Source organism: Chitinophaga horti, from assembly GCF_022867795.2.
Classification (GTDB): Bacteria; Bacteroidota; Bacteroidia; order Chitinophagales; family Chitinophagaceae; genus Chitinophaga; species Chitinophaga horti.
The window spans coordinates 6,139,805-6,150,956 of the sequence record NZ_CP107006.1; the positions used below are offsets into that span (position 1 = coordinate 6,139,805).

The 11,152-nt window shown below is 48.6% G+C and carries 10 protein-coding genes; 9 read left to right on the forward strand and 1 reads right to left on the reverse strand.

Features of this window, described 5'->3' with window-relative positions; all coding sequences use genetic code 11:
- The first annotated feature begins 4 nt into the window (after nucleotides 1-4).
- The 5 genes from trmD (at nucleotide 5) to MKQ68_RS25080 (ending at nucleotide 4,376) form a co-directional block, all read left to right on the forward strand.
- Complete coding sequence (trmD, locus tag MKQ68_RS25060) at nucleotides 5-685, forward strand: tRNA (guanosine(37)-N1)-methyltransferase TrmD (protein ID WP_264281450.1); 681 nt, start codon at nucleotides 5-7, stop codon at nucleotides 683-685.
- A gap of 118 nt (nucleotides 686-803) precedes the next feature.
- A complete protein-coding gene (gene rplS / locus MKQ68_RS25065; RefSeq protein WP_264281451.1) occupies nucleotides 804-1,151 on the forward strand; it encodes a 50S ribosomal protein L19 in 348 nt (115 codons plus the stop codon).
- Between the two features lie 179 nt (nucleotides 1,152-1,330).
- Nucleotides 1,331-1,564, forward strand: coding sequence for a Sec-independent protein translocase subunit TatA/TatB (locus MKQ68_RS25070; RefSeq protein WP_264281452.1), 234 nt, complete (start codon nucleotides 1,331-1,333; stop codon nucleotides 1,562-1,564).
- An 86-nt stretch (nucleotides 1,565-1,650) separates the two neighbouring features.
- On the forward strand, nucleotides 1,651-3,075 hold the full coding sequence (gene gatA / locus MKQ68_RS25075) for an Asp-tRNA(Asn)/Glu-tRNA(Gln) amidotransferase subunit GatA (protein WP_264281453.1): 1,425 nt from the start codon (nucleotides 1,651-1,653) through the stop codon (nucleotides 3,073-3,075).
- A gap of 35 nt (nucleotides 3,076-3,110) precedes the next feature.
- Entirely contained in the window at nucleotides 3,111-4,376 is a 1,266-nt protein-coding gene (locus MKQ68_RS25080; protein ID WP_264281454.1) for a lytic transglycosylase domain-containing protein, read from the forward strand.
- A gap of 428 nt (nucleotides 4,377-4,804) precedes the next feature.
- On the opposite strand, the gene MKQ68_RS25085 is transcribed toward MKQ68_RS25080, so the two are convergent.
- Nucleotides 4,805-6,226 (reverse strand): cation:proton antiporter domain-containing protein, encoded by a 1,422-nt coding sequence (locus MKQ68_RS25085; RefSeq protein WP_264281455.1) that lies wholly within the window; start codon nucleotides 6,224-6,226, stop codon nucleotides 4,805-4,807.
- Between the two features lie 116 nt (nucleotides 6,227-6,342).
- Here MKQ68_RS25085 and MKQ68_RS25090 point away from each other — a divergent pair, with 116 nt between their 5' ends.
- The 4 genes from MKQ68_RS25090 (at nucleotide 6,343) to MKQ68_RS25105 (ending at nucleotide 11,119) form a co-directional block, all read left to right on the forward strand.
- Entirely contained in the window at nucleotides 6,343-6,738 is a 396-nt protein-coding gene (locus MKQ68_RS25090; protein WP_264281456.1) for an RNA-binding S4 domain-containing protein, read from the forward strand.
- 53 nt (nucleotides 6,739-6,791) lie between these two features.
- A complete protein-coding gene (lysA, locus tag MKQ68_RS25095; RefSeq protein WP_264281457.1) occupies nucleotides 6,792-8,021 on the forward strand; it encodes a diaminopimelate decarboxylase in 1,230 nt (409 codons plus the stop codon).
- Entirely contained in the window at nucleotides 8,022-8,663 is a 642-nt protein-coding gene (locus MKQ68_RS25100) for a DUF3267 domain-containing protein (RefSeq protein ID WP_264281458.1), read from the forward strand. It begins immediately after the preceding gene.
- 125 nt (nucleotides 8,664-8,788) lie between these two features.
- Nucleotides 8,789-11,119, forward strand: coding sequence for a hypothetical protein (locus MKQ68_RS25105; protein WP_264281459.1), 2,331 nt, complete (start codon nucleotides 8,789-8,791; stop codon nucleotides 11,117-11,119).
- The last annotated feature ends 33 nt before the right edge of the window (nucleotides 11,120-11,152 follow it).

An 11,152-nucleotide genomic window follows, 5' to 3' on the forward strand; every position in this document is an offset into this window, starting at 1 on the left:
GATTATGCGAATAGATATCATCAGCGTGCTGCCCGAATTGCTGGAAAGCCCGTTTTCCCATTCCATTCTGAAAAGAGCGAAAGCAAAAGGACTGCTGGAAATCAACGTGCACCATCTGAGGCAATACTCTACCTTCAAACACCAGCAGGTGGACGACTACCAGTTTGGTGGCGGCGCCGGTATGGTCATGATGATGGAGCCGCTGGTAAATGCTATCGAAGACCTGCAGAAGCAGGTAGCCTATGATGAAGTGATTTATCTTACCCCCGACGGTAAAACGCTGGACCAGCGGATGGCAAACGGTTTATCGCTGAAAGGCAACCTGCTGATGATCTGCGGTCACTACAAAGGCATTGACGAGCGCTTCCGGGAGCATTTTGTGACCATGGAGATATCGATCGGTGATTTTGTATTGTCGGGTGGAGAATTAGCAGCGGCTGTACTGGTAGATTCTATTGGCCGCCTGTTACCGGGTGTGCTGAATGACGAAACATCGGCCCTGTTCGACTCATTCCAGGACAATTTGCTGGCTCCGCCGGTGTATACACGTCCGGAAGACTTCCGGGGCTGGAAGGTGCCTGAGATCCTGTTAAGCGGCGACCACCGTAAAATTGACGAATGGCGGCACGACGAAGCGATGAAACGCACGAAAGATCGCCGGCCGGACTTACTTAAGAAACAATAAACCAATAACTTACGCGCGGGGTTTGAATGACATGTTGTGTTTTTCAACATTTTCTCACAAAAAATCTAACACTTGTGAATATTCTTTCTTACCTTTGCCGTCCTTAAATAATTGAAAGATGAACGCAATTTCTTTTGTTCACGAGCAGCTGACTGCCAAGAAACAGTTTCCTAAATTCAAAGCAGGTGACAACGTTACCGTTAACTATAAAATCGTAGAAGGTAACAAGGAACGTATCCAGTCATTCAAAGGAGACGTAGTGAAGATCCAGGGTACAGGCTTTACAGCTTCTTTTACCGTAAGAAAGATTTCTGATGGTATCGGTGTTGAAAGAACTTTGCCTTTATATTCTCCCAACATTGATTCTATCGTACTGAACAAAGTAGGTAAAGTTAGAAGGGCTCGCCTGTTCTACCTCCGTGAGCGCGCAGGTAAAGCAGCACGTATCAAAGAGAAAAGGGTTTAGTTTATATACAGGGAAAATTTGTGATAACGGGTGCCCGTTGGGTACCCGTTCTTTTTATGCCCGGTAGTGCGGTAATGCCGCATTGAGCAATTCTTAAATTAGACTTAAAGTGCCTGCATTAACTCGGAAAACCCGATTTAATCTCTATCTTTGTTAGCTAAACGTTTAAAACTGAGAAAATGACTTCAATAATCGCAAAAACGCCGCTTTTACTGTTCCAGGACCTGGGTATGACTGAGATTCTGTTGATTGCCCTGGTAGTGTTGCTGCTGTTTGGTGGTAAGAAAATTCCTGAGCTGATGCGTGGTCTGGGTAAAGGTATCCGTGAGTTTAACGACGCTAAGAATAACGTACGCCAGGAGATCCAGGACGGTATGAAAGACCAGCCGACTTCAACTACAGAGCAGAAGTAATTAGTTTAATTACTGAGCGTAATATTCTCTCCCCGGAGTTTTTCTTTTTTGCAAATCTCCCATTGTAGATTTTAACTGGTTTAGATTTGTCTGAATACAGCAGCATATCGTCTTTTCATGAAGCGCTCTATGCCGGAAATACTACCTGTGAAAATGCCGTGCGCCAATATTTGGAGCGGATCGATCAGTTCCGTCATTTAAATGCGTTTGTAGAAGTATTCGCCGAAGAGGCACTGGAACGGGCACGGTCGTTGGACGAACGTGTACGTAGCGGTGCCCGGCTTGGCCCCCTGGGTGGCGTGGTAACAGGCATCAAAGATGTTATTTGTTATAAAGGTCACCAGGTTAGTGCTTCCTCCAATATCCTGAAAGGATTTACTTCACTTTATTCCGCTACGGCAGTCGAGAGGCTGTTGGAAGCGGATGCTGTTATTATAGGCAACCTGAACTGTGATGAGTTTGCGATGGGGTCTAGCAACGAAAACTCCGCACATGGTAAAGTGCTGAATGCACTGGATACCTCCCGGGTGCCGGGAGGTTCGTCCGGAGGTTCGGCAGTGGCCGTTCAGGCCGATCTTTGCCTGGTAAGCCTGGGAAGCGACACCGGCGGCTCCGTTCGGCAGCCGGCTGATTTTTGCGGCATTATCGGTTTAAAACCAACCTACGGACGTATCTCACGCCACGGGTTAATTGCCTATGCTTCTTCATTTGACCAAATTGGCATCTTTGGCAAGGATATTGCTGATGTAGCCGCGGTTCTACAAGTGATCGCAGGTCCGGATACTTATGATAGCACCGCCTCTCAAAAAGAGGTGCCTGATTATCAGTCGTGTTTGAAAGACAATAAATCCTACAAAATCGCGTATTTAAGGGATGCATTGCACCACGAAGGTTTGGATGCTGAGATGCGAACTGGCTATGAGCAATTCTTTGACAATCTGAAAGCAACTGGTCACACCGTGGAAGCGGTTGATTTCGAATACCTTGACTATGTAGTTGCCGCTTATTATGTGCTGACGACAGCCGAAGCGAGCTCCAACTTGTCGCGGTTCGACGGTGTAAAGTACGGTTATCGTACCCCCACCGGCGGACTTGAACTGAACGATTTTTACAAAAAAAGCCGGTCAGAAGGGTTCGGGAAAGAAGTAAAAAGGCGTATATTGCTTGGGACTTTCGTTCTAAGCGCCGGTTATTACGACGCCTACTTCACGAAAGCGCAGCAAGTGCGCCGCCTCGTGGTAGAAAAGATGAACGGGATTTTGTCGGATTATGATGCTATCCTATTGCCAACCGTTCCGACCACTGCTTTTAAGATCGGAGAAAAAATGGAAGACCCGATTGCCATGTACCTTGCCGACATTTATACGGTACTTGCCAATCTCACAGGGGTTCCTGCAATATCTATACCTCTACAAAGGCATTCAAATGGGATGCCATATGGGATTCAGATCATAGCGAAGCAATTTGACGAAGGTCACTTGTTACAGATAGCCAAGAATCTGTTGCAATAAAGCAACAAGTAACTATAGTTTAAAATATAACTCGTATGACGAAAGTCTTTTTACTCATGCTATTACCGGTGATGGGCGCCGTTGCGTCTGTCTCTGCAAAGGATGGGGTAAATGAGATCGCGCCTCAGACAACTGTCGCCGCCGCCGATACAGCTGTATTGCTTAAAAAAGGTCATTTACCCAAGGACACTGTGCGTCCGCAATTTGTTACAACTCCGTTGAAACAAGCGGCTGCATCGTTGCCATCCACCATTCGTAGCCCGAAGGTGTACGAACAGATGAACAACCATTACGTGAGTGGTTACATCAACGACTTCGCTACCCGCTACAGCAATCACTTACAAGTGATGGTTACCAAAAGTGAGCCATATTTTGTGATGATTGAGAAGATTTTTAAGGAACATGGTATTCCAGAAGAAATGAAATACCTGGCCCTTATAGAATCTGGCTTTAACACCAGCGCACGCTCCCGCGTAGGCGCCGTTGGAGCCTGGCAGTTTATGAGCAGCACCGCCCGTATTTTCGGTTTGAGTGTTGGCAAAAAGGTAGATGAGCGTAAAGATTTCTACAAATCCACCGTGGCTGCCGCCAAATTCCTGAATGAACTGAACGGTCAGTTTGACGACTGGTTACTCGTAGTAGCTGCTTACAATTGTGGTCCGGGTGGCGTAACCCGTGCGCAGAAAATGAGTGGCAGACAGGATTTCTGGGGTATCCAGTACTTCCTGCCGGCAGAATCCCGCAACCACGTGTACAAGTTCATTGCCACCGGTTACATCCTCGACAGGTTTAACGCCTTCTTCGGTGTAGGTGACGAAGGGAAACCAAAACAAGTAGCTATCGCAATGCCCGCCCTGCCAGCAAAACCGCTGACAGATGAGGAGCTCTACAATACAGTGGTGTTTACCGTTACCGGTAAATACAGGCTGGAAGCGATCGCTAAAAGGCTGCAGATCGAAAACGACGACCTGCAACGCCTGAACCCAAACTTCTATGAAGGCATGGCCGGCGCTGACAACAGCTACGAGCTGCGCATTCCGAAAGATAAAATGAAAGAGTTCCAGGCTGAAAAAGAAGAGATCCTGAAAGAATCGCTTCAGATCGCACTTGATGACAAAGCTTCTAATGTAGACCGCAGCAAGTTTCCGCCACCGGTGCCGAAAGCGGATGTAAAGGCGCCTGCCGCTACAAAAGCAACCGTGGCCAAGAAACCAGCTGCTACTAAGAAAGCGGTGGCTAAAAAGAAGCCTGTTGCTAAGAAGAAAACAGGAGCTAGCGTAAGCAATACCAAACTGAAATAACGCTTGTTGAAATATATTGAAGAGGTCACCGGAAGCGGTGGCCTCTTTTGTTTTTATGGGTAGTTATAATGTGCGTAAAAAGATGACCGTAGGAGGCATAGTGTGCAAGGGAGTGACTTTCAGGTTTGTTTGATGAGGCGAATCCACGAAGTGGATGAACAACTTTCATCGTCATCGCGACTGGAAGGAAGCGAACTTACGCTTTAGTCTTCGCGGCAGTAGGGTTGGCAGCCATGAACTACTTGTGCGAAGATCGCATATGAAGAAGGCTTCAGTTTGTGGCCACGAAAGAAAAGCGGAGCCGCTTCGCCGAAAAGCGAAACTGCCGTACAAGTGAGTGACACAACGGCGGCTGGGGAGGGAGTTGAAGGAGAAAAAAAGCTCCATGCAACGCGGGTCACATGGAGCTTTAAGAAGAAGATCAATATTTATACTGCTACTGCGGCTTTGCGGCGGGCAGCGTAATTGATAGCGTCGAGGATCGGGCCGGTCATGAAGGTGGTGGCGAGGGCCATGAGCACCATCATCGCGAAGATTTGCGGGGTGAGGATGCCGAGGTCGTACCCGATATTCAGCACGACGAGTTCCATTAATCCCCGGGTATTCATGAGGGCACCGATGGAAATGGCATCGCTCCAGGGCTGGCCCACGAGGCGGGCGGAAAGGGTGCTGCCTCCGAATTTGCCGCCTACTGCTACCAGCATAATGAAGCCGAACACCACCCACAGGTGACCTTCGTTCAACAGGCCGATTTGCGTACGTAAACCGGTGAAGGCGAAAAAAATTGGTAGGAGGATCAGGATGCTTACATCCTCCAGTTTATCCGTCAGTAATTGTTTAATATTCATTTCAGAAGGCATGATCACACCGGCGAGGAAAGCGCCAAAAAGCATATGAATGCCGATGATTTCTGCGATATACCCCGCGATAAGTAAAGTGAAGAACGCGAGCGCTACATGCCTTTGACTCATCTTTTCACCGTATTCAGGTTGTTTTACCATCCGTTTCCTGAGCCAGGGTTTGATGATATACAGCATACCAACCACGAAAATGGCGGACAGTCCGATCGTTACCAGCGCGCCCAGTATAGAACCCGCCTGCGCGATCGCTACGACGGCCGCCAGGATACACCAGGCCGTTACATCGTCGGCCGCGGCGCAGGTAATGGCTAATGTGCCGAGCGGCGTGCCGGTTAATTTACGTTCCTGCACAATGCGCGCCAGCACCGGGAAGGCGGTAATGCTCATCGCGATACCCATAAAAAGCGAGAACGCCAGGAAGCCGACATTGGCCGGAGCGTAGTGCTGGTAGATGAAATAGGCGAGTGTTACTCCTAAAAAGAAGGGCACCACGATGCTCGCATGGCTGATCATCACAGCGTCGTGGGCTTTGTTGCGGATTTTCTCTACGTCCAGCTCCATGCCTACGATGAACATAAAAAACGCGAGGCCTATCTGGCTAAGAAATTGAAGGCTACTAAGGCTGGATTTGGGAAATATCGCATTCATGCCTTCGGGCCATATCATGCCGAACAGCGATGGGCCAAGCAGGATGCCGGCCAGGATTTCGCCTACTACGGCAGGTTGTTTGATTTTGCGTGCAAGTGCGCCGAACAGGCGGGACACGCCCAGGATCAGTACGATCTGGACGAGCAGCATGCTGAGCGGCAATCGCATATGGCTGGTAAGTTCCTGCAGGATGCCGGGTTCATTGGCCGCCGGGACCATGTTCTCAGACACTTGCGTCGCCACATTTTCGGGCACGAGCTTCTCGCCCTGCGCGATTACAAACCAGATCATCAGTCCAAAAATGCCGATGATCACCGGGTAGAACAAATAATTTCTCTTCATTGTCAATAAATCCAGGTACGAAAGGTACGCAATATCCCGCCGGGATGAAAGCACAGGCGTAAATTTCACCCGATGGTAACCTTCGCTGCATGAAGGATTTGTAATAAATTCGTGGTATGAGTAACGAGAAACTGAGAGTGGATAAATACCTATGGTCTATCCGCATATTTAAAACCCGCACGATGGCTGCCGCCGCCTGCGACAGCGGCAAGGTGAAGCTGAACGGGACTGCCGTAAAAGCGGCCAAACAGGTGTCGCTGGGCGATCAGTACGAAATAAAAACGGAAGCGCGAAAATGGAAGATAGAGGTAACGGGCCTGCTGCACAACCGTGTGCAATACTCGGAGGCGGTGAAATATTATGTAGATATCACTCCGGAGGAAGACCAGCAGCAGAACCAGCGCATGGCATCCAGCTTCAATACCGGTAAGCGGCCAAGTAAGATCGGGCGGCCTACTAAGAAGGAGCGCCGCGACCTGGACGGCTTCATGGTGAACGAAGAGGAAGAATAATCCTGTGTTTCTTCGCCTTTTCTCTTAATTTCGCACATTCAATCATTAAATCGATGCCAAAAACGCAAAGCGATGTTTTGTCTGCCAGCACCCTGGTGAAAGTGGCGGAAGAATTTGGTACCCCCGTGTACATCTATCATGCTGAGAAAATTAAAACCCAGTATACCAAGCTGAAACAGGCGTTCGCGAAGTCGGACACCCGCTTCTTCTATGCCTGTAAGGCACTTACCAACATCAACATCCTGCGCTATATGAACTCGCTGGGCTGCGGTCTGGACACAGTTTCTATCCAGGAAGTGGAATTGGGCCTGCGTGCGGGTTTTGATCCGAAGAATATCATTTTTACGCCTAACTGTGTGGACCTGCAGGAGATTATTGCAGCCAAGGAGCTGGGTGTAAACATCAATATCGATAATATTTCGATCCTGGAGCAATTCGGGAACACGTTCGGTGGCAGCTATCCAATCTGCATCCGCCTGAACCCGCACATCATGGCGGGCGGGAACTTCAAGATCTCTACCGGCCACGTGGACAGCAAATTCGGTATTTCCATTCACCAGATCCGCCACATCGAGCGCATCGTGAAATCGACCAAACTGAAAGTAACCGGTTTGCATATGCACACAGGTTCCGAGATCAAGGACGTGGATGTGTTTTTGCGTGGTGTGGAGATCATGTTTGAAATGACCGAACATTTTCCGGACCTGGAAAGCATTGACCTGGGCAGCGGCTTTAAAGTAGCTTACCAGCCTGGTGATCCTGAAACAGACATCGACTTGCTGGGCGAAAAACTCACTGAGGCGTTCAATAAATTTTCTGCGAAATACAAACGTCCGCTGCAATTGTGGTTCGAACCAGGAAAGTACCTGGTAAGCCAGTGCGGTTACTTTGTAGTGAAAGCTAACGTGATCAAACAAACGACGGCAACTGTATTTGTTGGGGTGAACTCCGGTTTTAACCACCTGATACGCCCGATGTTTTACGATAGCTTCCACCTGATCCGCAACATTTCCAACCCGCAGGGTACCGAACGCATTTATACCGTAGTGGGGAATATTTGCGAAACCGACACCTTCGGCTGGGATCGTAAGATTACCGAAGTGCGCGAAGGCGATTTCCTGGTGTTCTATAACGCCGGCGCCTATGGATTTGAAATGTCATCTAACTTCAACTCCCGCCTGAAACCGGCGGAAGTGATGATCAAAGATGGCAAACCGCACCTGATCCGCAAACGCGATACGATCGACGACCTGCTGAAAAACCAGGTAGAAATCGCTTTGTAAATGGGCACACCGGAGCGGGTACACGAAGAACTGAGATCGCAGGGATATGCACTGGCAGACAGCTTTAGTTTTCGTGAGATGTTACAGCCGGTACGGGAAGGCTTTGGAGCGAACAATGCGTTCGTTCGTGCATTCAAGCTGATCACAATTTTATTCTTTTTGATAACAACTGCTTCAGTCGCCAGGTGCCTGGTACTGAAGCAGTTGTCGTTTTGGGCGGCAGTGGGTTACGTTGTCCTGGGCGTGTTACTCACTGCCGTACTTATTCCCTTACACGAATGGATACACGGGCTGGCGTTTAAGTATTATGGTGCAAAGGATGTGCGCTATGGCGTCATCTGGCGCTACCTCGTTTTTTACGCCGTTGCTCATCTACAGGTACTGGGGGCGCGGCAATATTACCGGATCGGACTGGCACCTTTCGTCGCAATTTCTTTAACCGGGTTGATGGTGATCCCCTGGTGTGCGCCTGCCTGGCAGTTGGCACTCATGGGAACTTTATGTTTTCATACTCTGTGTTGTGTAGGCGACTTCGGGTTATGTGCTTACTTCCTCAAACATGTTGATAGCGAGCCGCTTACGTTCGATGATGCCGTTGCGGGCAGGAGTTATATCTATTTGAAAAAAAGCGCGGAATCGTAATTTTGTGTACCTTTGTCCCCACACACTTCACTGTTTAACAGATCTGATTAGTTTTCCTACCGGCTGCTACTTGTAATGCTTTAGAGGGGTATTGAATAATACCTGGCATTTATTACATTTTTTATATGAAAACGTTGACTGCACATCCCACGCTTTTCAAAGATGATCTGTTAGTTGATACGCAGGTTTCTTTCGGCCCATTCCTTCGGTTTCTGAAGGATAAGGTAGTTAGTTCCTCGGGTGCGACCGCCTCTTTCTATCAACTCATTATCGATAAGTTTGAGAGTAATCCCGCCCTGTCCGGACCGATCGACATTAAAGCCGAGTCCGAGAAATACAGGGACTATTTCGACCTGGTGATATCGACAGTGTTTCCCATTACCAATAACGAAAAGAAAGACATTTACGCGATCGGTATGCCGTACCGGTTTATGCTGTTTCACTATAGCCAGATGTTTCATGACACCTTCTCCGTAAAGGGCGAAGAGCTAAGGGCCGTGCCGGCAGGCATGTCGCTGGACAAGGTGAAGAAAGACAAGCTGGTATGGCTTTACAAGCTGATACTGGAACGCCTGTACGATTTCCCTGTGAAGCAGGAAAATGAAATGGTGCATGCGATTGTAAACCCGGAAACGGGCGTGAAGCGTTACGTGAAGGTATTTATCGACTCGCGTTTTGTAGATATTAAGGTGAAAGGCGAGCTGCCTGTATTCGACTGCGGCGAGGCCTGCAAAATGGCCATCAAACAACGCAGCATCAGCCGTCTGCAGGAACTGTTACCGCTGGAATTGTTCCAGCTGGAAGGTTTTGTCGTATGGTCAGTGCAAGACATTACGGAGCAGGAAGTAATGGCCGGCATTAAAAATATGGTGCTGGACCTTCGCGCCGGTAATGAAGAAGAAAATTACCTTCAGCTGCAGGACTACCTGCAATCGCTGCTCAGCATCAAGGACGTAAACGTAAATGTGATACCGTTCCTAAAGGTGAATAACAAATGGGTGGTAGAGGAATGCTCCTGCAATTCGAGCATCCTGATGGGCAATGCGCGCAACGAGTCGGAGCGACAGAGCCTGTATCTCCAGCTGCTGGAACATCTTACCCAAAATAAAGAACCGCTGGTACTGTCGAAAGTTACCCGCGATGTGGCGCAGGTGTACGGGTTCATGAAATACTTGCCGTTGAATGGCATCAACAGTTATATACTGCTGCCTGTTCACCACGAAAACGATATGCTCGGCGTGCTGGAAATTTCTTCCGCTACACCAGAAGTATTGGATTATGACGTGATGATGCAACTAACGCCGGTGTATCCAAGCATTGCCTTGTTATTGCGCCGCTCGCGCCAGATCGCGAATGAGCGTATAGGGGAAGTGATCAAGGAGAAGTTTACAGCCCTGCAACCTGCGGTGGAATGGAAATTTACGGAGGCTGCCTGGGATTACCTGGCCAATGATGCCAAAGAGATCGGTAACATTCGTTTCGAAGGTGTACAGCCTTTATACGGCGCAATCGACATCCGTAATTCAAGCATCGAACGTGGTACGGCCATCCGCGAGGACTTGCGGGAACAACTGCAACTGATCGCACAGACGTTCGTTGACATTAACGGACAAATAAAACTGCCTTTGCTCGAGGAGTTGCAGTATAAAAATAATGTGCTGCTCAACAGCATCGGCGATACCTTGTTCGCTGAAGATGAAGTGCGCATCAACGACTTCCTGGACCAGGAGATTGCACCTACATTGCAGCACCTGTACGAGGGCTATCCGACTCTAAAAGAGGTGCTGGAGAGTTATTTTAGCAAAGTCGACAAAGAAAGCGGTCACGTTTTTCACCATCGCCGGGAGTACGAAGATAGCCTGGGACAGATCAATACTGTCGTTAATGCTTACCTCGAAAACGAGCGCGAGGCGGTACAGGAATCCTTCCCATGTTACTTCGAAAAATATCGTACGGACGGCGTGGAATACAATATTTATATCGGACAATCTATTGCGCCGGATAAAAAATTCGACTTGTTGTACCTGCGCAACCTGCGCCTGTGGCAGCTTACATCGATGGCGGCCATTGCGCGCGAAACGCATAAATTATCGCCGACGTTAAAGGTGCCGTTGCAGACGACACAGCTCATTCTCGTACACAGTAACCCGATCGAGATCAGCTTCCGAAAGGACGAGCGCCGGTTTGATGTGGAAGGTGCCTACAATATCCGTTACGAGATCATGAAGAAGCGTATTGACAAAGTACGCATTCGCGAAACGAAACAAAGGCTTACGCAGCCGGGTACTATCGCTCTAGTGTATTCCTACGCGAGAGAGGCGGATGAATATCGTAAGTACATCGAATTCCTTCAAAATAAAAACATACTGAAACCTGGTATTGAAATGCTGGAACTGGAAGAACTGCAGGGCATCAGTGGTTTGAAAGCGATGAGGGTAGAAATTAATTTTGAGTAAGTAGAGAATAAAATAAAAATCCCCTGGCGTGTA

What these genes read in the sequence shown, in the direction of transcription:
- MKQ68_RS25100 (WP_264281458.1), top strand. Translation starts at nt 8,022, where the DNA reads ATGGGCACACCGGAGCGGGTACACGAAGAACTGAGATCGCAGGGATAT.
- MKQ68_RS25090 (WP_264281456.1), top strand. Translation starts at nt 6,343, where the DNA reads ATGAGTAACGAGAAACTGAGAGTGGATAAATACCTATGGTCTATCCGC.
- lysA (WP_264281457.1), top strand. Translation starts at nt 6,792, where the DNA reads ATGCCAAAAACGCAAAGCGATGTTTTGTCTGCCAGCACCCTGGTGAAA.
- rplS (WP_264281451.1), top strand. Translation starts at nt 804, where the DNA reads ATGAACGCAATTTCTTTTGTTCACGAGCAGCTGACTGCCAAGAAACAG.
- trmD (WP_264281450.1), top strand. Translation starts at nt 5, where the DNA reads ATGCGAATAGATATCATCAGCGTGCTGCCCGAATTGCTGGAAAGCCCG.
- MKQ68_RS25070 (WP_264281452.1), top strand. Translation starts at nt 1,331, where the DNA reads ATGACTTCAATAATCGCAAAAACGCCGCTTTTACTGTTCCAGGACCTG.
- MKQ68_RS25105 (WP_264281459.1), top strand. Translation starts at nt 8,789, where the DNA reads ATGAAAACGTTGACTGCACATCCCACGCTTTTCAAAGATGATCTGTTA.
- MKQ68_RS25085 (WP_264281455.1), bottom strand. Translation starts at nt 6,226, where the DNA reads ATGAAGAGAAATTATTTGTTCTACCCGGTGATCATCGGCATTTTTGGA.
- MKQ68_RS25080 (WP_264281454.1), top strand. Translation starts at nt 3,111, where the DNA reads ATGACGAAAGTCTTTTTACTCATGCTATTACCGGTGATGGGCGCCGTT.